This window comes from Candidatus Babeliales bacterium, from assembly GCA_041660205.1.
In the GTDB taxonomy this organism is placed as follows: Bacteria; Babelota; Babeliae; order Babelales; family Chromulinivoraceae; genus JACPFN01.
The window spans coordinates 20,505-45,580 of record JBAZWT010000002.1 but is presented as its reverse complement, the minus strand read 5'-3'; the positions used below and the strand labels follow the sequence as shown (position 1 = coordinate 45,580).

Genomic DNA, 25,076 nt, shown 5'->3' with positions numbered 1-25,076 from the left:
TCTATCATATTGATTAAGAAGCTTTACTGGGAAAAGGGCTTCTGGTTGTATGCTTTTTGGGCTCATGGTATATTAAAAAGGTAATATTAAATACTTTTTTAGGGGTCTTATGAAAAAATATATGTTCATGCTATTGATTGTGTCTGCAGGGTTGTGCTTTGGTTCTGAAGAATCGTGTTCTGGCTCTGAAGAAATGAATCAACTTACAGAAACAAGTATTACAGATATACCTCACAGCACATACAATCAACCATTGTTAGAAAAATGGTCCAATATGATACATTCGTTTGGCGCTACGCTCCCTGAGTATGATTTTCAGGCTCTGTGCGAGGCTTCTCTTAACAGCTCAAACGTTCTTAATCGTGATCCTCAGTTTATGCAATATTGCTTAGATTATCTAGATAGGAAAGTTGAAACTAAGCCAGAAAATGCTGCAATTTACTATAGAACTTTTGTTTTAGGGACAAATCGTTCTGGTTATTCTAGATCGGATATTGTAAAATTATTTGAACATTTTTTACAACATTCTGACTCACCAATAGCATTTATAGAGATGCACGTAGAGCGCTACAATTTGTTTAGTGATACAAATGAACGCATCCCGACACGAGACAGAGTTATAGCTCGTCATTCTGCGCAAAAAATAATGGAATCAGGTAAGAGTGTTTGGAAAATAGAATCAAGTAAAAGTGTACAAAGCGGCACTCCTTACGGAGCTATTGGTAGTCGTTAATTTTTATAACTATTTTATAGGCTTGGCTGAGTTTTTTTATGGTTGTTTTTATATTCTGAAAGCCATAAAGCAAGGTCTTTGTTTCCCAAAGAAGCAGCTAAGTCTTCTAAGCTGTTATGCTTTCCAGGGCTTATTTTATAAGGATCAGCTCCTAGCTCAAGTAGCATTGAGATGAGCTCCATATTATTGGGCCGTTTTTTTGATTCAGCTTGATCACAAATTGCATATTCAAGTAATGATTTATTTGTTTGTTCTGGTCTATTTATAAATTCTTTTGCATGTTCTAAGATGATACGAATTATTGTAAGTCTTTCAGACAATGGTTTTTTGCAAAGAGGATATTCTTTTTCTCGCTTATCATGAAAAAAATATGCTTGAAGAGCAAAATGTAGACTACTACGATAAGCATACCATTCGGGACGTAATTCTAAAGAAGGTCTGTATTTTAATAAGATTTGTATTATTTCAAGATGTCCTTCTGAAATAGCTACCCAAAGAGGCAAGCTACCATAATAAAGAGGTATTTCAGATCCCGAATAAAAAGTGTTTATATTATATCCATTCAGGCACATGGTTGAAACAGTTTTTGTATCATTTTGGACTATCGCATTAAAAAAAACAGTGTCTTGATCTTCTACGCAGTTGGTTGATTTTTTTTCTTGTTTTATAGTTTGTAGTATCGGTAAAAGTTGTGAATATAAATATGGCACAAAAGCTTCTAAAAAAAAATTTTTTTCAGAAATATATTCTTTTTGGCATATATTTATAAAGCATGCACGATTCCCTAAAACTAGTTTTGACAAATCTCTTGGGTTGGTAATATCTGGTCTAAGTAGATTGTATAATGGTTCTATTTGATCGAGAAGCATAAAGTTATTGTAGGCTTCTAGCAATTTTTTGTAATCGTTTTCTGAAATAAGTGTTGGATTAAAAGCAGGTTGCCAATCATTATATTGCTGTAAAAATAATATGCATGATGGGTTATAGACTTTAGCAAAATCGAAAACATCTGTTTGATTAGCATTAACGACAGTGTGTGATGCGCCTTTAAGTAGTGCGTATTTAATAAATTGTAAGCATAGTTTAGGATCAGTATGTCTGATTATATGATGTAGTAGTGGTTGGGAATAGGTTTTTTCGCCAGAAGTAATAGAGAATTTCTGTAAAGCGTTGTCATAGTGTATCGCTGGATGCCTGCATAACATTTCTCTGCTATAATTTTGCTTAACTTCAAATGCAGCATTATTAAGACGGGGTTCTCCTTGAGATTGTAATAAAAAATCTTTGAGCTCTTTTGGTAATTGCCCAACGACAGTGTGATTTATTGTATAGCCTTGAGTTGCAAGAAGACAAAACTCTCTATAAAAAGTATTTTGATTATTTTTTAAAAAATAGGTAACGAGTGCTTTGAAAAGATTTGAATTTTTTTCTGGATCAATGACTGTTTGATTACAAAATTTTCTCAAGGTAGTTCTGTGAAAATTTTGGCATAAATTTGGACTGTTCTGTAACAACACTGAAGCGAGTGCAAATTTACTCGTATCTTGGTCTATCGGTTCTTCTGGCTGTAATTCTATTGCTTTACAGATATCTGCCTGTGTCTCAGGAGGTAAGTATTGAAAAATTTCTGGGGTTTGGCGTAAAAATATTGCAGCACAATCAAACTCTTTTTCTTGTACTGCTTCTAAAAATCTTTGGGTATCCAAGTCATTTCTTGGGCTTAATGAGAAAGTTATAGGGCTGTTTGTGCGACAGCTTTCATTAGATTGTAAGGAGTTGGAATTAAAGTCTGATGGTAATAATTTTGAAAATATAAGCAAAATATAAGTAAGCACAATGGAACGCGTTAAGACATATCGCTTACTTGATATTTGATAATAATCCATATGATACCTTTTAAATTATTCAAACAATTTGGACTTTAATAAGCATTATTGTAATTTGCAATAACGGTATGTCAAGATCTTAGGCTGTTTGATGCATGGATCATTGTAAGGTAAGTAGACTGTTTAAAGGCAGTCTACTCTTTTTTTAAAGCTACGAATTCCTAAATATGCAAAAAGTACCGTGTACATACTCGTTACAAGCATACACATAGAAAAAGGAAGAGTTTGAATTGGCAAATTTGCAGCACCACGCATACCTTCCATGATGTATACAACAGGATTGAGCAAGTTTATATAAGCCAGAACAGGATTTGCTTCATACAGCATGTACCAAGAAAATTGATAACAACCTAAGAACCATAGTGGGAAAATAAAACGTTGTCGAACGGTTGTGATGTAATCAAATGTTGGTGTGATGCTTGAAAGAAACAAACCAAAAAATCCAAAAAATAAATGCGAGAGTATCCATGCAAAAAAAAGCTTTGGATAATTAATTGAGCTCAGCGATATATTATCTTGAAGTATTAATTTACCTACTGGAATCATCAAAAGCGTAGGAATGATCGACCGGTATGTGTCCATCAAAGCAAGTCTGATGAAAATCCAATTTGAAGGCAGTGGCAAAGTTAGGTAGTAGCTTAAAGCATTTGTGCCTTGCAGGTCACCTAAAATAATTGCCATATTGGTCCCAACTTCAAACATTCCCCATACGGCAAGGTTTCCAAGCATAAGAAATGAAGCATATTTATGATCGATTCCAAACTTTGGCAAAACGTATTGAGCTACATATAAGGATGCCCCAGCCCAAACGCAAGCATCAATCATTCTGCTGGTGATATGCTGTTTGAAAACACGAGCATCTCGAACTAAAATGGCAAGAAAGGTTTGTAAAAGTTTATAAGTCATCTTTTCTTTCCTCCTCAGATTCTTGCATTAATTTAATAAAAACATCTTCTAAATTTGCTTTGCTGTAATTTTTCTTGAGATTGTCAGGAGTGTCGACTAATTTAATGACGCCTTGGTCTAAGATGCATACGCGATCAGATAAAAATTCAGCTTCTTCAAGGTAGTGGGTTGTTAAAAGAACGGTCACGCCTTCATTTTTTAATTGTTTGATGACGTCCCATAAATTTCTTCTGATGTGTGGATCAAGAGCAACTGTTGGCTCATCAAGTATAACAAGCTTTGGGCTATGCATGAGTGTTCGTGCAAGTAAAAATCGTTGTTTGTAGCCACCTGAAAGAATTGAGCCTTTTGCATCTGCATATTTAGTGAGTTGGAATTGTTTCATTAATTCTTTGCTTCGTTTTTCAATGACATCATGCGGCAAATTAAAATAACGACCAGCAAACATTAAATTATCTTTGATGGTCAGCATTGCATCAATATTTGGCTTTTGCGGACAAAATCCCATCATGTGACGATAAGTAATAATGTCTTTATAAATGGAAACACCGTTGTGTAAAATGTCTCCTGACGATGCAGGATGAAGTGTTGCAATAATGGACGAAAGTGTTGTTTTTCCAGCGCCGTTGATACCAAGTAGGCTTAAAACTTCGCCTTGGTAAATATCAAGATTGACGTTTTTGAGTGCGTGGATAGTAGGTGTTCCATGATACGTTTTTGCAACGTTTTGAATGGAAAGTAAAAGTTGTTTATTCATAAAAAATACTCCTTTAATTTTGCTCAACATTACATCAGGCTGTATTGAGTATACAATAATTTGATGCGATTGTTGCAAAAATGAGATTTGTGGAATTGTTACATGTAAAAAAATTGATATAGCTAAGGTAAAATTTGAACTTTATTTTGATAATGCTTTCATGTCAGTGGGCTTTTTTTTTGCAGACTGAAGGTGGTAAAAATGATTGTGTATAACTGTATAGCAGTCGACTATATTTGTCAATTGAGGATCAGCGATCGAAGATCATCAATCTAAAATTTGTTCAGCAGGGAAGAAGAGCAAAAGTTCATGAACTGTGGATATTCTTTTTAAAGATGGTGCGTCTTGTTTATGCAGAACTTGATCTTGGGCGATAATCATACTTGAAAAGCCAAAGGTTTTACATTCCTTTGCATGAATATCGATGTTGTAAATCGGTTTGACCTGTCCTGTTAAACTGAGTTCTGCAAGGGCAATAGTTTTTCCAGCAAGAGGCTGTTGAAAGTAACTTGAAAGTAGAGCCAGAGCAATTCCCAAATCACAGGTTTGGTCTTTTGTTTTTAGGCCACCGCTTATTTTAAAAAATATGTCATGTTTGCTGAGTGGTATGTGTAAATATTTTTCTAAAATTGCTGCAATGAGTACCACATGTTTGTGATCAATGCCGGTAATGATGCGCTGTGGAATACCAAATTTTACGGGAATAGTGAGCGCTTGAAGCTCTAAAAATATGGGCCTTGTGCCTTCAAGTGAGCTTACAAGTGTTGAACCAGGTGCGTTTTTTGTCTGTTCAAGTAAATGCTGATTAATGTTTTGAACTTCTTGAAGGCCGTCACCTTTCATATGAAAAAAACCGATTTCATTAATCGATCCAAAGCGGTTTTTAATAGACCTGAGTGTTCGAGTTTGCCATTGATCTTCTTTTTGAAGATAAAAAACAGCATCGACCATATGTTCAAGCAGCTTTGGGCCAGCAATGGTACCTTCTTTAGTGATGTGGCCTGTGGCAATGATTGCAATGTTATGTTCTTTAGCCAATTTCATGAGTCGGAACGCTGATTCTTTAAGCTGTGAAATGGTACCCGGAAGTGCGTTAGTTTCTTCGTTTAAGACGTTTTGAATAGAGTCGATAATGACGAGTGTAGGTTTTTTGCTTTTGCAAATTTCTATGATTGCTTGCAGTGATGATTGGTCAGAAAACAAAAGGTTGTCAGGAGTTGTTTTTTGAATCCTTTGAAAGCGTAATTTTACTTGTGGCAATGATTCTTCTGATGAAAAATAAATAATAGTATGTTTCGGGTTGAGCTGAGTAGAAATTTGAAGAAGAAGGGTTGATTTTCCAATTCCTGGATCACCAGAAACTAAGATGAAAGATCCTGGAACTATGCCACCACCAGCTACCCGGTCCCACTCAGAGCATGCAGACGTGATACGCGCTTGCTCTTCAAGTTTGATATCTGCAAGCGTAAAAAGATGCTTGTCAGGTTGAATGGAAGCTTTGTATTTAGCTTCTACTTTTGTCGTTACAATTTCATCAAGACTGTTCCAAGATTTACACTCAGGACAACAGCCGATCCATTTAACGGTTTGATATGAACATTGAAGACATTCGAAATAGTTTTGTGCTTTACTCATACGAATTAGTATAGCTTAAGTTTTAATTTTTCGCCTTAATCTCTTCGAACAATGTGACAACTTTTACAATGAGGTTTGTATTGATCAGCTCCAACAACAAATAAAGGATCATTGTAGTGAGCAGGTTGTCCATTGACGAAACGTTGCGATATGCAGTAGGTATCAGCACCACATTTACTGCAAATAGCTGTTAATTTCATGACGGTATCGGCATATGCTAAAAGTTTTGGCATAGGGCCAAAAGGTTCTCCACGAAAATCAAGTTCAAGCCCAGCGACAAATACTTTTTTACCTGATTGAACAAGTGACCGAACGACTTCGAAAAATGCATCAGCTTCTGGGGTGAAAAAATGAACTTCATCAATGACGATAATTGAAGCATTTGTTTTTTGCGCTAAATCTGCAACTTCTTGTACTGATCGTACGGGAACGCAATCAATCCAGTTTCCATTTCGAGAAGGAATGTAGGTAAGTGGATCGATTTCGAGGTCTAACATTTTTCTGTTATCAATTGCTGGTTTCAGTACTAAAACTTTATTATTTGCGAGCAGCGCTCTTCGGACGATTTCAATGACGGTTGCTGACTTACCTGAGCACATTGAACCGCAAATTACGGTTAAAGAGCCAGTATGCGTTTGAGTGATCAGTGGTGTAAAAAATGATAAGAATACGGTAAAAAAAACTATGTTTTTCATATGATCACCTTTGTTAAAAATTTATTGGTCTAAGATACGACGCGACTATTTTTTTTCAAGCAAGAATTGTACTTTTTTTTAATAAAGAGCTCTAACATTATGTGAAATTTTTTGAAATAAGGCTATACTAAAAATCGTTAAAAAATTTAGAAATCCTCTTTCTTAAAGGTTTATTTGTGTCAACTGGATATGTTTTCGTTAAGCAATCAGGACCACTCGTTGGTGAAGTTTCTTTGTCAGGGGCAAAAAATGCAGTGCTTGCAATCATGGCTTCATTGTTGCTGACTCGAGGCAAATCTGTTTTAAAAAATGTTCCTGGAATTGCCGATGTATACCAAATGATTTTGGTTTTAGAGTCTCTTGGAGCTCAGGTTCAGTTTGATAGCGAAAAAAATATCTTAGAAGTTGATACAACAAATCTACAAAATAATCCTTTAGCTCAAGAATCAGTTAAAAAGTTTAGAGCGTCACTCCTGATTTTTGGCCCGCTTTTAGCGCGTTTCAAATCGGTAAAAATTGCCATGCCTGGTGGTGATGCAATTGGCGCTCGTCCTCTGGACTATCATATTAAAAACTTTAAAAAAATGGGCGCTGACGTTTATCAAGATAATGAATTTTTGCATGCAACCGCTGACAAACTTCAAGCGCAAAGATTTGTACTTGATTATCCAAGCGTAGGCACTACAGAAAATTTAATGATGGCACTTGTGCTCGTCGAAGGGCAGTCATGGATTGTCAACGCAGCCCTTGAACCTGAAGTGCTGGATGTGATCGAAGTGCTACAAAAAATGGGCGCAGACATCCAAATTGCTCCTCCGGCTATGATTCGTATACGTGGCGTTAAAACGTTGCAGCCCGTGCAGCATAGTGTGATGTACGATCGCTTAGAGGCTGGCTCGCTTTTGATAGCTGGTGCGATTTCAAAAGGTGACGTGTATGTACCGCAAGCTGACGGCAACGCAATGGAACTGTTTTTGATGAAACTTGAAGAAATGGGTCATGTCATTACCGTTGGTTCAAACGGACTTGGCGTTCGTATTCAAGCAACTTCAAACCCGAAAGCGGTTTCATTTAAAACTGGACCTTATCCTGGATTTCCAACCGATCTACAAGCATTGATGACTGCAGCTCAAGTCACAGCAAGCGGAAAATGTGAAATTGTAGAAACGGTATTTGAGAATAGATTTTTGCATGTTCCTGAAATGAACAAGCTTGGAGCAAACATTCAAGCAAGCGGACATTATGCAAAGTTGATTGGTACGCCAGAGCTGCAAGGAACTGACGTCATTGCTACCGATATTCGTGCTGCATGTGCACTAGCTCTTTTAGGACTGGCTGCTCATGGTGAAACTCGGGTAATTGATGGATCGCATCATTGGAAGCGTGGCTATGAAACTCTTGATGAAAAATTGCGATCGCTCGGTGCATTCGTTGAATTGAGATAGTTTTCTTACAGTTTTAGATATTAATAATGGGCGCTTAAACGGCGCCCATTATCATTGAAGTACAATTTTTATATTTTAAAATCCAGAGATTAATTCGATCAATTCTCGTGTAATTTTTGCTTGGCGAAGTTTGTTAAAAGCAAGCTTCATGCTTTTGAGCAAATCTTCGGCACTGCGTGTTGCACTGTCCATAGATAAAAATCGTGCCGATTGTTCTGACAGCATTGAATTAGTCAAGATGAGTAAGATGTTTGTTTTGAGCAGTACCTGAAACATGCTCGCTTGGACCGATTTTTGATCTTGAACCCACTCGTAATCGTCGAGCGAGACTACATTTTCAAGGTCACAAGGATCTTGCTGAACGGGAATAATCGTTGTAGTTTGAGCTTCTTGAACAAAAAATGTTTTTGGGTGACTTGATAAACAAATAACTGACTCGTAATTTTCATGAATTTTAATGACCTGTTCGTACAAGTTTTGGGCTATTTGTTCAAGTTTGTTCGGAAGAACTTTGTCGAACTTTGCCAGAGGCTCAATGTTTCTTGATTGTAAATAATCGATAGCTTTTTTGCCTACGCAGATTATATGGCTATTTTGCAGTGTTTCTGGTGTTAAATGATGATTAAAATAGGCAAACATTGCGCTGTTAAAAGTACCACAAAGACCTTTTTCTGCGGCAAAAATAATGTATAAGTTTTTATTTTGTGGTTCGATATGGTTGCTTGCGTTTTGATTTTTAGTTGTTAAGGCACATAAAAGCGGTTTCACTTCACCTCTAAAGCGCTGTAGAGCTTCAGATTGCTTTTTTAGTTTGGAATGTGACGACATCGAAATTAATCGCATGGTTTGCGTAATTTTTTTGATTGATGCGATTGCTTGAATTCTTTGTTTTAATTGAATCAGTTGTGACATAGTTTTTTCTTTTACAGCCAATATGCTTATACAACTCAAATATCCTACGCTGATCTTTTTGTCAGGACAAGTTTTTTATAGAAAAAAAGGCCAAGCGGCAAACTCGGCCTTTTTGAAAATCATTTTTATGAACTTTAAAATTCAACAACTAGTTAAGCTTTTTTTAAAATTCCTTTTTGCTGCAAGATGTGTTGCGCAATGTTTTGATCAGAAATTCCAGGGACTATTTTATAAGGGTAAACCAAGTCACCTTGCGCGGTAATGGTAGCGTCTTGCGTTTTGTAATTGATAAAAGTTTTAAGCTTTTCGAGTTCTGTCAGTTTTGGAAAGTGGGTTGCAAGAAGGCAGATGCTGTGCTTATTTTCGCCAAGATTTTTTGCAAAACCGTACGATGCTTTTTCTGCAAAATCGGCTCTTGTCCCCGTAAAAATTTCATCAAGAAGTGAAAGTGATTTTTGGTCAGCCGTGCATGAGCGAATTGAATTTTGTAATTTTGCAGCACGATTTGCCTGTGCCATAAATAAAGATTCATTGTTTGCCAAGTTGGTTGAAATATCTAAGTAGGTGTGAAATTTAGCAAATGGTGTGCTGCGTAAAGCTTTGCTCGGTGCGACGCCCAGTGATTGAGCCATGATTTGTCCAAGCATAACAGCTGTGAGCGATGTTGTTTTACCACCAGCGTTTGAACCTGTGATAACGACGTTTGTTGCTTTAGCTTTTCCGCCAACATGCATTGAGTTTTTAACCACTTTTTCCGGATTTATCATTGGGTGCCAAAAATCAATATTTTCAAGAACTGGCTGGTCTGATTTAATCCAAGTCGGTATGCAGAATTGAGCATCAGTTCTTTGTAAAAGTTTGACTGCCCAAAGCTGCGCATCGATGTTACCAAACGCTTCAAAGAACGGCACGAGCTCGTGTGCGATGAGCGTAAATTCATTATGTGCTTCTGTTATTTTACCTTGGAATGAAAAGTAAAAGCTTTGCTGCCCTTTAAAAGTTGAAGAATTTAAAAGAGTTAAAAAATATTTTAAATTATCAGAAATTGCTTTATTTGATTCATCTTTGTATGTAGCAAGCTGTGTAATTTTTTCATGACCAGGAATAAGATTTGCGATTTCTGGGTGTTGACTGAGTAACTTATGTATATTTTGAGTTGTTTTAAGCATGCGGCGCAGTTGCATCAGGTTTTTTTGTTTTTTATAGATATCATGAAAAAAAGCTCTCATGACATTGCCAAGAGAATACATGTGAAGAACCGGCATAAAAAAGCCGACAGCTGTTTTAGCTTGAAAATACAGTGATGGTTGTCGATTAATATCTTTTGAAATATCAATTGAAATTTTTTGCATTTTTACTTGAAAAAGATTGGTGCCACACTCAGTGCAAGATTTCCCAAGATCTGTTGTGTCTTTGGCGGCAGCCATGACTGCTTGAAGAGAATCATAACTATTTTGCTGGGCCCGAGCTATTTTGTTGAAATTCCATAAATCGTCTGATGCGTTTTTAAACATGTATAAAAGACTGAGTTGTATTAATCGTTGTCTTAACTCTAAGTAGTACGGGCGATAACCTATTGGTTTAGTGGCGTTATCAATGTAATCATTGACGCTAGATATCCCATTGATGGTTTTTATTGCCAACTTTAGACCAAAAGATTCAAGAGCTTTGTCTGCTTCTGTTTTTGGTTGAGGATAGAAACGTTCTAAGACGTCAGCTTCGCATTCAATTAAGCTTTTGATATGATTTTCGAGTTCTTCTTTAAGCTCTTGGTGCTCTGATAAGTACGTTAAAAGTTTTTGACGTTTTTCAAGTTGCTGAAAGTCATCAGTAACTTGAGTGAAATTTTTAGCAATAATAAATTGACCACACGCAAGATGTGTTTGGGTTAATGTTGGAATGACGTGCGAAAATACGTTGAGACTATCGAGCGTTTGCAGGAGCTCTTCATTGATTAATGGATCTTGTGAGCCGTGCAGAAAAAATGCATTGCCAACGCATAGTTTTAATTTTTCTTCTTTTGATTGATTAGGTTGTGCGCAAGAAATGGTCATGCGGGGTGATATTTGCGACCATGAATTTGCAGGTACGGGCGTAGGCAAGCCTTCTGAGCGGACAAACTTAGATGTTACCGAAAAAATGAGTAAAAATAGAAAATTTGTACGAGAAAAAACGTTCATAATCATGCCCCCAAAAAAAGAAAAAAATGCTTTTCCAAAAGGTTTATTTTGGAAAAAGTCGACATAAAAATGATGCCATAATTTGAAAAATCTTGCAACAGGTCGGTTGGGGTGATACAAATATATGTATGATTATAGTAATAGATGCTTACAACTACATAAAATCGGTTGCCGGACAAACGTTTATCGACGATCGAACGGCGCAACAATGGATCGACATATTTAAAGAGTATGTCCGGGTTCGTCACAATCCGATTATATTAATTTTTGACGCTGGACCTGGATACTATCCATCAACGCAGCGGCATGGCGGAGTGACGGTTATGTACGCTGGTCAACAACAAACCGCAGATGATGTGATTAAGGTTTGGCTAAAGGCGCATCCAGGAGCTGATGCTCTTTTAGTAAGTTCTGATCGAGAGCTATGCCACTGTGCAGATGATGCACGTGTGGCGTCAGTAGGGTCATATGATTTTTATAAAATTTTTAATCATGTCATGAAGCAAGAACAAGAGTTTGAGCAAAAAGTTACTCAAACAGTTCATAAGACGGGTGACCTCTCGTCATCCTTGAGCTTACCTCGCCGTGTCGGCCATAGCTCTAAAGCGACGGCTGAAGGATCCAGCAATAAAAACTCATCAGAACAAAACCAAGGTTTGGATCAGCTTGAAGATCTTGATAGGATTATGGAAGAAGGAAGCAGGGGGCTCATGAAGGGGAAAATAATTAAAGAACATGACGCGCCACCTCGTGTTCGGGGTGGAAAAAAAGTATCAAAGCCAGATAAGCATTTAATGCGTAAAATAGATAAAATTTAAAGCAGTGAATCTAAAAATATGAAAACAGTTCGTTATCAAATTCAAGACATCGACAACGTTGCGTCTCAATTTTCAAAAGATGCTCGCGACGCTGCGGTTATAACTTTTACCGGGTCTCTGGGCGCAGGCAAGACAACGTTCGTGGGAGCGTTGTTAAAAAGCTGGGGGGTCGATGTACCGGTTGCGAGTCCAACGTTTGCCTATCTCAATATTTACACGCTTGCTGATGGCAGGACGGCCTATCATTTTGACCTGTATCGATTGAAAAATATCCAAGAGTTTGAGATGGCTGGGTTTTTTGAATATCTTTACCAGTCAAACAGCGTAGCGCTTATCGAGTGGCCAGAGATCGTAGAGCCGGTTCTTACGCACTCTGTGTGCAATGTTGAGCTAAGGTCGGTTGGTCAAGATGAAAGAATAATGACGTATGAATTTAAAAATTGAGCGAAGGGGGACCTGTGGGTTGCTGTAAAAAAAATAATGGTGGATGCGCTGCTTCTAAAGAGGCTGTAAAAGAAATCGTAGGTCAAGATCATTTAGTTTGTACGTGCATGGGCGTGATGTATTCAGAAATTATTGAGGCAATCGGTGACGGTGCTCATAGCTTTGATGAGCTTTCTGAAAAGCTTGGAGTAGGGACAGGGTGCAGCTCATGTGTTCAAGAAGTTCATGAAATTTTGAGCAGTAGGCCCCATGTGGGCTGTTGCAAGCTATAAAAGAATCAGTTGCAATGTTTATAGATCTCGGTAAAATAAAAAAGCTTCTTGTGTAAGTGTTCTTGAAATTTTTTGAAAATTAAAGATGCGATCCAAGTTGCGCTTATCGCGGAAATATGAAGATTTTTAAAGTTTTCGTTGATAAGTTTGAAAAAATACTTACGATGAGTATATCGATTTGTGAGTTTGAAAAACGGTCACAGAAATTTGCAAAAAAATTCATTTGAAATTTTGTAAGAAAAAAGATATCTTAGGCGAGATTCCCGAGTGGTCAAAGGGGACGGACTGTAAATCCGTTGGCTCTGCCTTCGAAGGTTCGACTCCTTCTCTCGCCACCAGCTTTCGCCAAGGCTTCAGCTGGCACGGCCAGTTTTTTTAACGGAATGTGTTTGTTAAAAAAATATGTGTACAGGTGAATGCGAAAGCTGCCCGCCATAGCTTTAGCGTCGGCTGGGCGTTAAAGGGTCTGTGTAAGATAGTAATGAAAGAATTACTGTAATGCGGGAATAGCTCAATTGGTAGAGCGACAGCCTTCCAAGCTGTAGGTTGCGGGTTCGAGTCCCGTTTCCCGCTCCATCTCTCAGAGATGATTGAAATAAAAACAATACGCTGGCGTAGCTCAATGGTAGAGCAACTGATTTGTAATCAGTAGGTTGCAGGTTCAAGTCCAGCCGCCAGCTCCACTTTTTTAAAAAAGCCTTGCAAAATACAGTTGTTTTTTTCTGCTTTTTGCTTTACACTGAAGAAATAAACGAGCGTATTTTAATGCGCATGTTTATGCCCACGTAGCTCAGTAGGTAGAGCACTTCCTTGGTAAGGGAGAGGTCACCGGTTCAAATCCGGTCGCGGGCTCCATAAAAAGATAGGTGAGTTGGCAAATGAAGTGGCCTCGTTGGGCTCTGTCATTGTAATAGGTCAGTAGCTCCAACGGTAGAGCAGCAGACTCCAAATCTGCGTGTTGGGGGTTCGAATCCCTCCTGGCCTGCCATAAAAATTGTTTGTGTATGGTCTGTAGGGTTTAAAAAACATGAAAAATCTAAGAACATTTTTTGGTGAAGTGAGAGTCGAGTTATCAAAGGTCGTTTGGCCAACTCGAAGCGAATTTTTAGGGGCGGTTATTGTTGTATTAATAACTATGGTCGCATTCGCGATCTTTTTAGGTCTTGTAAATTATATTTTCTATACTGGCTCTCTCAGAGGTTTCCAGTTTCTTGTGTTTGGTCGTTAACAGGGTGGTCCGGTAAGGTTGTTTGGTTATGAAACGTTGGTATGTGGTTCAAATTTATGCGGGTTACGAAGCTAAGATCAAAGCTGATCTTGAGCGTCGCATTCAAGAATCTCCTCTAAATGAAAGATTTGGTGGTGTTCATTTTCCGTCTGCGAAAATGAAGCAAGTTTTTAGTTCAGGGGGAGAAGAGGATCAGCAATTGTTTCCAGGCTACATGCTGGTTGAGGCCGATCTGTCTCCAGAGGTTATGCAAATCGTACTCGAGGTTCCTCGAGTTTTAAGATTTCTTGGTGGTAGAACACCAGTTCCTCTTTCTCAAAAAGAAGTTGATCGTATCTTTGAAAAGGTCAAAGGCGGTATAGTCTTGTCTGGCGAGAAAGAAGGATTGTTGGTTGGTAGTGAAGTTTCAATTTCGGAAGGTCCATTTTCGGGCTTTGTTGGGATTGTTGAAAAAGTTGATGCTGAGAATGATCGAATTACGGTCATGGTAAGTATCTTCGGACGTATGACCCCAGTCGAGTTGAATTTTAATCAGGTAAAAAAATAATACATAATTAATGGTGTAATGTTTATGGCAAAAGATCTTGGTAACATAAAGTCGAGGCTCAAGCTTCGCATTAAAGGTGCGGCGGCAACTCCGGCGCCACCAGTTGGATCAACTCTTGGTCAACATGGTGTCAATATCATGGAATTCTGTAAGCAGTTCAATGCTAAAACAGCTGACCGAAAAGGTGAGACTGTTGCAGTAGTTGTAACTGTTATGAAAGATAAAACTTTTTCGTTTGTTCTTAAAACATCTCCAACTTCTGAGTTGATTTGTAAAAAAATAAACATTCAAAAGGGATCTGCTCGTCCGCATGAAAATAAAGTGGGCAAGATATCTATGAGTGATGTGGTAGAAATTGCAAAAATCAAACTTCCGGACCTTAATACTCGTGACTTAGAAGAAGCAACAAAAATTGTTGCTGGAACTGCGCGTAGTATGGGTGTTGAGGTTATTTAAGGGTAAGGATTTTTACTATGATTAATCACGGAAAAAAATATCGTAAGGCGAAAGAAACCTTAAATAAACAGGTTGCTTTACCGGGTAAAGCCGCTCTTCAAAAAGTTAAAGAATTAGCTTTTGTTAAGTTTGACGAATCTGTGGATGTTTCTGTGAATTTGGGAATTGATGCTTCTAAGGGTGAACAAGTTGTTCGTGGAAGTGTTGCATTACCTCATGGCACAGGTAAAAAAACTAGAGTTCTTGTTTTTGCTGAAGGCGTTAAAGCTGACGAAGCAAGAGCTGCTGGAGCAGACTACGTAGGATTTGAAGATTTGGTTGAAAAGATTTCAGGCGGTTGGATCGATTTTGAATACACCGTTGCTACGCCAGATCTTATGCCTCGTCTTGGAAAGCTTGCAAAAGTTCTCGGACCAAAAGGCTTATTGCCAAATAAAAAATTAGGTACAGTTGCTGATGATGTTGCTTCTGTTGTAAAAGAATTGAAAAGAGGAAAAGCTTTTTTCAAAAATGATAAATATGGCTTAGTCCATTTTGCTATCGGAAAAGTTTCTTTTGGTGCTGACGTTTTACATGAAAACTTAGCTGAGTTTTTAAAGGTTTTAGCTTCTGCTAAGCCATCTGCGTCAAAAGGAAAATTTATCCGAAAAATTACCATTTCTTCTACAATGGGTATTGGTATTAATGTCGATGTGGATAATTTTTAGTAAGATAATTCGATAAGAAGGTATAAAAATGAATCGACATCAAAAAGAAAACACAGTACAAGGGCTGAGTGCGAAATTTACAACGAATGAAGCAGCTTTTATTGTAAAATTTCAAGGACTAACGGTTTCTGATTTGCAAGAATTACGCATCAAGTTAGAAAAAAAAGACGGCGAATTCAAAGTTGCAAAAAATCGTTTGATGAAATTAGCAATGTCAAAAGAAGCTGATTGTTTAGGTTTGGGATCTTTGATGAAGGGCCAAACAGCTTTAGTATTTGCTAAATCAGATTTTACTGGTGTTGCAAAAGTTCTTAGTGATTTTGCGAGAAGAAATAAAGACTTAGAAATTGTTGCTGGCTGCTGCGAATCACAATTGTTTGATAGCGCAGGGGTAAAGCGACTAGCATTGATTCCATCAAGGGAAGTATTGCTAGCAAGATTGTGTGGCACATTAAATGCTGTTACGGCTAAATTTGTTTATGTTTTAGCACAAATATTGGAACAAAAAGTTGGTCCTGTAGTTGTAGCTGAAGCTGAACCTGTGACTGAGCCAACAGTAGAGTAATAAGTGCTCAAAAAAGAAGTTTAGAGTGTTGTTGTATTAGTTTTAAATAGTTTGTTTAATATTCTTTGGAGACATCCATGTCAAAAAATTTTGATTCGATCATTGAGTCTGTTGAAAAAATGTCTGTTTTAGATCTTGCTGAGCTTGTAAAAGCTTTAGAAGTTAAGTTTGGTGTTTCTGCGTCAGCTATGTCTGCTCCTGCAGCTGCTGGTGAAAGCGCTGAAGCTGCGGCTCCAGTTCAAGAAAAATCAGAATTTAAAGTTATCTTAAAAGACTTTGGTGCTGATAAAATTGCAGTTATTAAAGCTGTAAGATTATTTGTAACATTGGGCCTTGGTGAAGCTAAGAAATTAGTGGAAAGTGCTCCGGTTACTATTCTTGAAGCGGCGTCAAAAGATGATGCTAAAAAAGCAAAAGAAGCATTAGAAGGTGCTGGCGCTAAAGTAGAATTGGCGTAAGACCGATTCTTTGATGAGTGGTACAATTGAAAGCGGCTGTTACTTTGTGTGGTTTTTTCGATAAGGAGGAGCATGATATCTTGCTCGACCGTTGATAATTTTGTTTTACGAAAATCGTTTAGAAAAAGTAAATCACTAGTTCCTGTTCCCAATCTGATTGAAGTTCAATCAGATTCGTTCAATGAATTTGTGCAACTCGACTTTTTGCCTGAAGAGCGAAAAAGTATAGGACTTGAAAAAGCCTTTCGAGACATTTTTCCTATTGAATGTGGTCCAAAAATCTCACTTGATTATGTGAGTTATGAACTTGGAACATGGGCGTGCTCTTGTGGGAGCTTGACTGGTATAACTAATCGCTATACGTGGAAAGATTCAGTAACTGGAAAAATGGGATGTTCCCGTTTAGACAGAAGCTCGAAAACTAAGCGTTATATCATGTGTTCTACTTGTCATTCTCGTGTAGAATTAAGTATTCCGTTTTCAGTACAAGATTGTCGTGATAGTGAAAAAACTTTTGCGTTTACGCTTAAGGTAAAAGTTCAGCTTATTACTTGGGATATTGACGAACAGGAAAACAAAACAATTCATGACATTAAAGAACAGGATGTATATTTTGCAGATGTTCCAGTCATGGTTGATTCGTATGAACGTAATGGTCAGTATCGCTTGGGTAGCCAAGGAACTTTTGTCATAAATGGTGTTGATCGTGTTGTAGTAAGTCAGCTACACAAATCTTCTGGTGTTGTCTTTTCAAAAAGCAAAAAAACCAAAGATTTGCGTGGTCGTCCTTACTATTTTGCGCGTATTATTCCAATGCGTGGTTCTTGGTTAGATTTTGAATTTGATACAAGCGATAGCTTGTATGTTCGAATCGATAAGAAGAAAAAAGTATTAGTAACAGCGTTTTTACAGGCACTTGGTATTCCTCGTGAAGAAATCTTACCGAAGTTTTATGATGCAGATATTATCTATGCAGATAGCGGAGTCTTTTATAAAAAACTTGATTCAAACTTATTAGGTTTGCAGATAGTAAAAGACATGCTTCCTTCTGGCGTAGAATCTGATTTTCTTGGTACTAAAGTAACAGACGAAACTTTAAAACAACTTCAAGAATTAGGGCTTGATCGCGTTATCATTCCTAATCTTTTGTTGTTACATAAAGTGACTCGTGTTGATGTTGTTGATCCTTCAACAGGTGAAATTCTTGTTGAACAAGGTGAACCATTAACCGAAGATCTATTCTTAGAATTATTAAAACATAAAAACATTGTTCTTGATTTAGTTCATTCTCATGGCTATACATTCCAGCCGACTATTGCAACGAGTTTATCGAATGATTCATGTAAGTCTCGTGAAGATGCTTTACATGAAATTCATGCAAAAGTATGGCCTGGCGATGTTCCATCTATCGTTGAAGTAAAAGAACGTCTTGATCGTCAGTTTTTCTCAGGCAGCTATTACGACTTAGCGCAAGTTGGTCGTGTACGTATGAATTCAAAATTAGGGTTATCAATTTCGAAAGAAGTTACAACGTTAACAATTGAAGACATTATAGCGACAATCAAATATCTTATTGATTTGCGTGAATGTGGCCTTGGTGAACTTGATGATATTGATCACTTGGGTAATAGACGTGTGCGTCTTGTGGGTGAATTACTTGGTAACCAAGTGTATTCAGCTCTTTCTCGTATTGAAAGAATCGCAAAAGAACGATTCAGAATGCAAGAAGCGCACAATGCTTTAATGCCTCAAGATTTTTTAAATATTAAACCTTTAAGTGCAGTTCTTAGAGAATTCTTTGGCTCAAGCCAATTGTCACAATTTATGGACCAAACTAATCCGCTTGCGGAATTGGCTCATAAACGAAGACTGTCAGCCCTCGGGCCCGGCGGTGTGATGAAAGATCGTGCAACGTACGAAGTTCGTGACGTTCACAACTCTCACTACGGAAGAATTTGCCCTATCGAAACCCCAGAGGGTCAAACGATTGGTCTTATCTCTTCACTTGCAACTTATGCAATGGTGAACGATCTTGGATTTATTGAATCTTCATATCGTCCTGTTAAAAACGGTAAAATTGAAGACAATGTTGTCTTCCTTGATGCCTTTGAAGAATCTGCATTATATATTGCTCAAGCAGATGCTGCTGATGAAGATGGCAAAACTATTACAGAAGATAAAGTAATTGCTCGACATGCGGGTAACTTTATCTTGGTTGATAAAAAACAAGTCAACGCTATTGATTTGTCGCCTCAGCAATTAGTATCTGTTGCAGCAGCTTTGATTCCATTCTTGGAACATGATGACGCCAGTCGTGCCCTTATGGGAGCAAACATGCAACGTCAAGCTGTTCCTTTGATTTTACCTCAAACTCCTTTGGTGGGTACAGGTATGGAATCTGAAGTAGCGCGTTCATCTGGTGCAGCAATTATTGCTGAACGATCAGGTGTTGTGCAGTATGTTTCTTCTGATGAAATTATTGTTGCTTCATCTGAAGCTGAATTTGCTGATGAAGAATCGTGGGTCGACAAAGGTATTACAACGTATCGTTTGAAGAAATTTAATCGTTCAAGTTATAGTACATGGATTCATCAACGTCCTATCGTTAAGGTTGGCGACACAGTTTGTAAGGGCGAGTATCTAACAGATGGTGCATCTCTTACTGATGGAGAGCTGGCACTTGGTGCAAACTTAACGGTTGCGTTTATGCCATGGCGTGGTTACAACTTTGAGGATGCGATTGTTTTAAGTCAGCGTCTTGTTGTAGACAGTGTGTTGACATCGATTTCAATTGATGAATTCACAGTTGAGGCTCGCGATACTAAGCTTGGGCCTGAAGAAATCACAAAAGATATTCCAAACGTGAGTGAAAAAGCTTTATTTCCGCTTGATGAATACGGAATTATTCAATTAGGTTCACGCGTTGTTCCTGGTGATATTTTAGTTGGAAAAGTAACTTTAAAAGGTGACGTACAATATTCTCCAGAAGAGAAATTATTACGTGCCATTTTTGGAGAAAAATCTCGTGAAGTGCGAGATACATCTCTGAGAGTACCACCTGGAGTTGAAGGTACTGTTTCTGACATTAAAATATTTTCTCGTGGCGGTGCTCGAAAAGATAAGCGCTATAAAGAAGATTCAACTCGTAAAGTTGAAAAACTTGAACGTAGTTTAGAAAAATTAATGTTTGCTTTACAAACATCAGTTAAAACTAAAATTGCTACTTTGCTTAATGAGCAAAAACCAATTGGTAAAGTTTCTAAAGATTTGTTAACAAACGACTCTTTTGACGGTGCTAAATTATTAAAAACTGATCTTGAAACGATCTTTGCATTAAAATGTAAAGATACAGACAAGATGGAAAGTTTTGAAAGAGTAAAAACATCGTATGAAACGAAACTTGCGATTTTGAAAAGCATGACAGAAGAAAAAATAGCATTCTATAAAAAGGGTGACGATTTACCTTCTGGTGTTATCAAAGTTATTAAAGTTTACATTACTTCAAAACGAGCAATTTCTGTTGGTGATAAGATTGCTGGACGACACGGTAACAAAGGTATTGTGTCTAATATTTTACCACGCGAAGATATGCCGTACTTGGATGATGGACAATCAGCGGATATTATTTTAAATCCATTGGGTGTTCCGTCTCGTATGAACGTAGGACAGATTTTAGAAACTGTTCTGGGATATGCTGGTAAGAAATTAGGACAAAGACTTCAAGAATTTGTTGATCAAAAGTCTTACGATCTTGTTAAAAGTGCTTTAGAAAAAATCTATGATCCTAAGATTGTTAAAGAAATCGAATCTTCTCATAAAAAAGAAGGTATCATGGACTTTGCACGAAGAACAGCTCGCGAAGGTGTTCATTTTGAAATTCCTATTTTCCAAGGTCCTGATTTTGAAGCGGAAATTCAACCATTGCTTCAAGAATGCGGATTGTCCCAAGGTGGAACATATCAAGTTAGAGATGGTCGAACCGGTGAATATTTTGATCAACCGGTAACTGTTGGAACAATTTACATGATAAAATTGAACCATATGGTTGACGACAAATTACATGCTCGTTCTGTTGGACCTTACTCCTTAATCACGCAACAACCTCTTGGTGGTAAAGCGAATTTCGGGGGACAAAGATTTGGAGAAATGGAAGTATGGGCACTTGAAGCATATGGTGCTGCCTATACTCTTCAAGAATTGTTAACGTATAAATCAGATGACGTGATTGGACGACATAAAGTTTACGAATCTATTGTTCGTGGTACTGATATTCCAGATCCTGGAATACCAGAGTCGTTTAATGTGTTAGTGAAAGAACTTCAAAGCTTAGGCTTACAGATTGATTTATTTAAAGCTGGAAGGGAGGAATTAGGTGTCTAATCAAATTTTACAAAGATTTAGAGAATATGTTCAGCCTGCTCAGTTTAATGCTATTAAATTGCGGCTTGCATCTCCTGATAAAATCAAAGCTTTATCGTATGGTGAAGTGAAGAAAATTGAAACGATCAATTACAGAACATTAAAACCAGAAAAAGATGGGCTCTTTTGTGCTCGAATTTTTGGTCCTGTAAAAGATTGGGAGTGTAACTGCGGTAAATATAAACGTATGAAACACCGCGGTGTTACATGCGAAAAATGTGGCGTTGAAGTTATTCAAGCTCGTGTTCGTCGTGAACGCATGGGGCACATTGAACTTGTTTCTCCGGTTTGTCACATTTGGTATCTAAAAGGTACACCGAGTTATCTCAGCTTTATTTTAGATCTTTCAGTAAAAGATTTAGAACGTATTGTTTATTTTGATTCTTACTTGGTCATTCATCAAGGTAATTCTCCGTTTACTCGGAAATCGATTATCTCGACAAATGAGTTTGAAGAATATCAAATAAATCATCCAGAAGACTTTGAATTTAAAGCTGACAGTGGAGCTCAAGCAGTTAAAGATCTTTTAAAATTGATGGATCTTGGTGCTGAAATTGCACATCTTCAAGAATTATATGCAAATTCAACATCAGTTGCGGCAAAACACAAAATGATGCGTCGCGTTAAAATCTTGTCAGCGTTGAAAGCTGCTGGTCTACGTCCTGAGTGGATGATTATGGATATCCTTCCAGTATTACCACCGGATCTACGACCGCTTGTGCCTATTGAAGGTGGACGTTTTGCTAGTTCAGATTTGAACGAATTATATCGTCGAGTTTTGAATAGAAACGTTCGATTACAAAGATTGTTAGAAATTGAAGCGCCAAGCGTTATTATTAAAAATGAAAAACGCATGTTGCAAGAGGCTGTTGATTCATTGGTTGACAATGGTCGCAGAGGACAGCCTGTTCGCGGTTCAAATAAACGTCCGTTGAAATCACTCAGCGAAATGCTTCGTGGTAAACAAGGTCGATTCCGTCAAAACTTACTTGGTAAACGTGTTGATTACTCAGCTCGTTCAGTGATCGTTGTTGATCCTGAAATGAAAATGAGTCAATGTGGACTTCCAAAAGTTATGGCATTGGAATTATTTAAATCGCATGTGTATGCAGAATTATTACGTTGTGAATTAGCTTCGAACTTGCGTATTGCAAAAAAAATGGTTGAAGAAGCGACAACTGAAGTATGGGATGCGCTTGATACTGTCGTAAAAGGTAAAGTCGTACTTTTAAACCGTGCCCCAACATTGCACCGTTTAGGTATTCAAGCTTTTTATCCAGTATTGGTTAATGGAAAAGCGATCAAAATTCATCCTTTGGTTTGTAGCGCATTTAACGCGGATTTTGATGGTGATACCATGTCCGTACACTTGCCATTAAGCTGCAAAGCGCAAAAAGAATCTGAGCGATTAGTTCTTTCTACAAGAAGCTTACTTTCTCCTTCGAACGGTCAGCCAATAGCGCTTCCTTCACAGGAAATGGTTATCGGATTGTATTACATGACTAAAACTCGTCGATTTGCTCTCGGAGAAGGTACTGTTTTTTCAAGTGAAAAAGAAGTTATCTCTGCATACAATTGTAAGTCTGTTGATTTACATGCAGGTATTAAATTGAGATTGAAAACTGGCGAAATGGCAGACACTACTGTTGGACGGTCGATTTTATACGACGTTATGCCAGATGGTGCTGACTTTTCACTGGTAAATCGATTACTTAGAAAAAGTGATATTGGACGTTTGGTTGAACATATTTATTATAAATTTGGTTCAGACAGAACGGTTCAATTTTTAGAAAAAATCAAAGAACTTGGTTTCAGCTATGCAACATTGGGTGGAATTTCTTTCCCAATGGAAGGATTGATTGAGCCGAAAAGCAAAAAAGCTTCTATTGCTGATGCAGAAAAAAAAGTAACGAAAATTGAAGCATTGTTTAAAAGCGGAGCTATTACTAATGGTGAACGCGAAAACAAAGTTGTGAGCCTTTGGCATCATACAGCAGCTTCAATTGCTCGTGAAATGTATCAACAGTACGAAGAATATGACAATCAAGCGTATGAAAATGCCGATAAATCATTTAAATGGTTTAATCCAATTTTCATGTCAATTGACTCAGGAGCGCGTGGTACTAAAGAGCAGATCAAACAGCTCGTTGCAATGCGAGGATTGATGTCTAAACCATCTGGTGACGTTATTGAAACTCCGGTTAAAAGTAACTTTAAAAGTGGTTTAAACGTATTTGAATACTTTATTTCAACGCACGGGGCCCGAAAAGGTCAAGCCGATACAGCGTTGAAAACTGCGAACTCTGGGTATTTGACACGACGTTTAGTTGACGTAGCTCAAGACGTTGTTGTGACTATGGACGATTGCGGAACACTTGGCCATGTTGTTTTAGAAGACTTGAAAGAGTCTGGTAAAATTATTTACGCATTGATTAAACGTTTAAATGGTCGTGTACTTGTTGCAGACTTGAAAGACAGTTTAACAGGAGAAATTCTTTTCAAACGTGGTCAATTAATTACGAGAAATGAACTTATAGCATTGAAAGATGCATACGTTCTTAAAGCATCAGTACGATCTGTTTTATCATGTCAGGTAAAACGTGGTATTTGCTCTCAATGTTATGGAATGGATTTATCAACAGGAAGGCTGATTGAAGTTGGCGTAGCTGTTGGTGTGATCGCTGCTCAATCAATTGGTGAACCTGGAACACAGCTAACCATGAGAACCTTCCATATCGGGGGTACCGCGAGTTTTGCGGAGCAAGCATTATATCTTGCAAAATATGCAGGACGTATTGAATTCCATGATATTAGAACAGTTGTTGATCGTGATGGTCAAGATATTGTTGTGAGTCGTAAGGGTTGCGTAAGAATTCTTTCCGAAAATGGTCGAGAACTTCAAGAGGTTCAAGTTTCATACGGAGCAACGTTGCTTGTAAAACAAGGTCAAGAAATAAAAGCTGATACTGAAATCGTTAAACTTGATCCGCACAATGATGTGATCATCGGTGAAAAAGAAGGTTATGTTGAATATATTGATTTGATCAATAATATTACGAGCCAAGAAAAAATCGATGAAGCTTCACAAAAATCATTGCGTTATATTTTAGAATTTAAATCAGATAAATATCAACCTGCACTTGCAATCGTTAATAAAGACGAAGATGCGCGCTTGCAGTATTATTTACCGCATGGTTCGTATTTGCTTGTTTCTGATAAGCAAAAAGTTGAAATTGGTGATGTTCTCGTTAAAATTCCAAAAGAAGTTACCAAGACTCGTGATATTACTGGAGGTTTACCTCGAGTGTCTGAGATCTTTGAAGCTCGAATTTCAAAAGATGCTGCAATCATTGCAGACATTGATGGTGAAGTTGCGTTTGGTGGTTTACATCGTGGACATCGTAAAGTAAGCGTTACAGCTGGTGAAAACTCTTTCAACTATTTAGTTCCAAGAGATCGTCAGTTGATTGTTGCAGACGGTGAAAAAGTTAAATCTGGTGATTCATTAACCAATGGACTACCAGTTCTCCAAGATGTTTTAAGAATTCTGGGGCCAGATGTTTTACAAACATACATTGTGAATCAGGTTCAAGAGATCTATCGCTTACAAGGTGTAGATATCGACGATCGTCACATTGAAGTTATTGCAAAACAGATGCTTCGAAAAGTACGTGTTGTTTCTCCAGGTGATTCTGATTTCTTAATCGGTGACTTGGTTGACAAAGTTCACTTTAAAGCTGTCAATGGTGCACTTCGATCAGAAGGTAAAGCGGCTGCGGTTGCTCGACCTGTATTGATGGGTATCACTATGGCATCTTTAGGAACTGAAAGCGTATTCTCTGCAGCATCATTCCAAGAAACAACGAGAATTTTAGCTGAAGCAGCCGTATACGGAACAGTTGATAACTTATACGGATTGAAAGAAAATATTATTGTAGGTAAATTAGTTCCTGCAGGAACCGGTGTGACTTCGTTTAAAGATAAGCACTTAGGTGATGAGGTTTGTGCATAAA

19 protein-coding genes and 5 tRNA genes are annotated in these 25,076 nt (G+C 37.7%); 17 read left to right on the top strand and 7 right to left on the bottom strand.

The window, feature by feature from the left end; translation table 11 throughout:
• The first annotated feature begins 109 nt into the window (after positions 1-109).
• A complete protein-coding gene (locus WC747_00945) occupies positions 110-733 on the top strand; it encodes a hypothetical protein (protein ID MFA5998569.1) in 624 nt (207 codons plus the stop codon).
• Between the two features lie 14 nt (positions 734-747).
• Here WC747_00945 and WC747_00940 read toward each other — a convergent pair whose 3' ends face one another.
• The 5 genes from WC747_00940 to WC747_00920 form a co-directional block, all read right to left on the bottom strand.
• Positions 748-2,619: an ankyrin repeat domain-containing protein gene (locus WC747_00940; GenBank protein MFA5998568.1), complete on the bottom strand. Its 1,872-nt coding sequence runs from the start codon at positions 2,617-2,619 to the stop codon at positions 748-750.
• Positions 2,620-2,742: 123 nt separating this feature from the next.
• Positions 2,743-3,525, bottom strand: a complete 783-nt coding sequence (locus WC747_00935) for a hypothetical protein (protein MFA5998567.1) — start codon at positions 3,523-3,525, stop codon at positions 2,743-2,745.
• Positions 3,515-4,282 (bottom strand): ABC transporter ATP-binding protein, encoded by a 768-nt coding sequence (locus WC747_00930; protein MFA5998566.1) that lies wholly within the window; start codon positions 4,280-4,282, stop codon positions 3,515-3,517. The genes WC747_00935 and WC747_00930 overlap by 11 nt, the downstream gene beginning before the upstream one ends.
• A gap of 267 nt (positions 4,283-4,549) precedes the next feature.
• Complete coding sequence (gene radA, locus WC747_00925) at positions 4,550-5,917, bottom strand: DNA repair protein RadA (protein MFA5998565.1); 1,368 nt, start codon at positions 5,915-5,917, stop codon at positions 4,550-4,552.
• Positions 5,918-5,952: 35 nt separating this feature from the next.
• A complete protein-coding gene (locus tag WC747_00920; GenBank protein MFA5998564.1) occupies positions 5,953-6,612 on the bottom strand; it encodes a thymidine kinase in 660 nt (219 codons plus the stop codon).
• 176 nt (positions 6,613-6,788) lie between these two features.
• Between WC747_00920 and murA the strand changes: the two genes are divergently transcribed.
• Positions 6,789-8,057 carry a UDP-N-acetylglucosamine 1-carboxyvinyltransferase gene (murA, locus tag WC747_00915; GenBank protein ID MFA5998563.1) on the top strand — a complete coding sequence of 423 codons (1,269 nt, stop codon included), beginning with the start codon at positions 6,789-6,791 and terminating at the stop codon, positions 8,055-8,057.
• A 75-nt stretch (positions 8,058-8,132) separates the two neighbouring features.
• Here murA and WC747_00910 read toward each other — a convergent pair whose 3' ends face one another.
• The gene (locus tag WC747_00910; protein MFA5998562.1) at positions 8,133-8,969 is read right to left on the bottom strand and encodes a FoF1 ATP synthase subunit gamma; all 837 of its coding nucleotides are present in this window, start codon (positions 8,967-8,969) and stop codon (positions 8,133-8,135) included.
• 152 nt (positions 8,970-9,121) lie between these two features.
• Positions 9,122-11,149: a hypothetical protein gene (locus WC747_00905; GenBank protein ID MFA5998561.1), complete on the bottom strand. Its 2,028-nt coding sequence runs from the start codon at positions 11,147-11,149 to the stop codon at positions 9,122-9,124.
• A gap of 128 nt (positions 11,150-11,277) precedes the next feature.
• On the opposite strand from WC747_00905, the gene WC747_00900 reads away from it, so the two are divergent.
• The 15 genes from WC747_00900 (at position 11,278) to rpoC (ending at position 25,075) form a co-directional block, all read left to right on the top strand.
• Positions 11,278-11,967: an NYN domain-containing protein gene (locus tag WC747_00900; GenBank protein ID MFA5998560.1), complete on the top strand. Its 690-nt coding sequence runs from the start codon at positions 11,278-11,280 to the stop codon at positions 11,965-11,967.
• 18 nt (positions 11,968-11,985) lie between these two features.
• On the top strand, positions 11,986-12,411 hold the full coding sequence (gene tsaE / locus WC747_00895) for a tRNA (adenosine(37)-N6)-threonylcarbamoyltransferase complex ATPase subunit type 1 TsaE (protein ID MFA5998559.1): 426 nt from the start codon (positions 11,986-11,988) through the stop codon (positions 12,409-12,411).
• 14 nt (positions 12,412-12,425) lie between these two features.
• The gene (locus WC747_00890; GenBank protein MFA5998558.1) at positions 12,426-12,683 is read left to right on the top strand and encodes a (2Fe-2S)-binding protein; all 258 of its coding nucleotides are present in this window, start codon (positions 12,426-12,428) and stop codon (positions 12,681-12,683) included.
• 253 nt (positions 12,684-12,936) lie between these two features.
• Positions 12,937-13,021 (top strand) — tRNA-Tyr (locus WC747_00885).
• Between the two features lie 162 nt (positions 13,022-13,183).
• Positions 13,184-13,259 (top strand) — tRNA-Gly (locus tag WC747_00880).
• A gap of 32 nt (positions 13,260-13,291) precedes the next feature.
• Positions 13,292-13,366 (top strand) — tRNA-Thr (locus tag WC747_00875).
• 96 nt (positions 13,367-13,462) lie between these two features.
• Positions 13,463-13,538: transfer RNA gene (locus WC747_00870), tRNA-Thr, on the top strand.
• A 57-nt stretch (positions 13,539-13,595) separates the two neighbouring features.
• Positions 13,596-13,671, top strand: a tRNA-Trp gene (locus tag WC747_00865).
• A gap of 268 nt (positions 13,672-13,939) precedes the next feature.
• The gene (gene nusG / locus WC747_00860) at positions 13,940-14,458 is read left to right on the top strand and encodes a transcription termination/antitermination protein NusG (protein MFA5998557.1); all 519 of its coding nucleotides are present in this window, start codon (positions 13,940-13,942) and stop codon (positions 14,456-14,458) included.
• A 24-nt stretch (positions 14,459-14,482) separates the two neighbouring features.
• Positions 14,483-14,914 (top strand): 50S ribosomal protein L11, encoded by a 432-nt coding sequence (gene rplK / locus WC747_00855; protein MFA5998556.1) that lies wholly within the window; start codon positions 14,483-14,485, stop codon positions 14,912-14,914.
• A 17-nt stretch (positions 14,915-14,931) separates the two neighbouring features.
• A complete protein-coding gene (gene rplA / locus WC747_00850; protein ID MFA5998555.1) occupies positions 14,932-15,621 on the top strand; it encodes a 50S ribosomal protein L1 in 690 nt (229 codons plus the stop codon).
• Positions 15,622-15,649: 28 nt separating this feature from the next.
• Complete coding sequence (gene rplJ, locus WC747_00845) at positions 15,650-16,186, top strand: 50S ribosomal protein L10 (protein MFA5998554.1); 537 nt, start codon at positions 15,650-15,652, stop codon at positions 16,184-16,186.
• Between the two features lie 77 nt (positions 16,187-16,263).
• Complete coding sequence (rplL, locus tag WC747_00840) at positions 16,264-16,644, top strand: 50S ribosomal protein L7/L12 (GenBank protein MFA5998553.1); 381 nt, start codon at positions 16,264-16,266, stop codon at positions 16,642-16,644.
• 72 nt (positions 16,645-16,716) lie between these two features.
• Positions 16,717-21,024 (top strand): DNA-directed RNA polymerase subunit beta, encoded by a 4,308-nt coding sequence (gene rpoB, locus WC747_00835; GenBank protein MFA5998552.1) that lies wholly within the window; start codon positions 16,717-16,719, stop codon positions 21,022-21,024.
• The gene (rpoC, locus tag WC747_00830) at positions 21,017-25,075 is read left to right on the top strand and encodes a DNA-directed RNA polymerase subunit beta' (protein ID MFA5998551.1); all 4,059 of its coding nucleotides are present in this window, start codon (positions 21,017-21,019) and stop codon (positions 25,073-25,075) included. The genes rpoB and rpoC overlap by 8 nt, the downstream gene beginning before the upstream one ends.
• The last annotated feature ends 1 nt before the right edge of the window (position 25,076 follow it).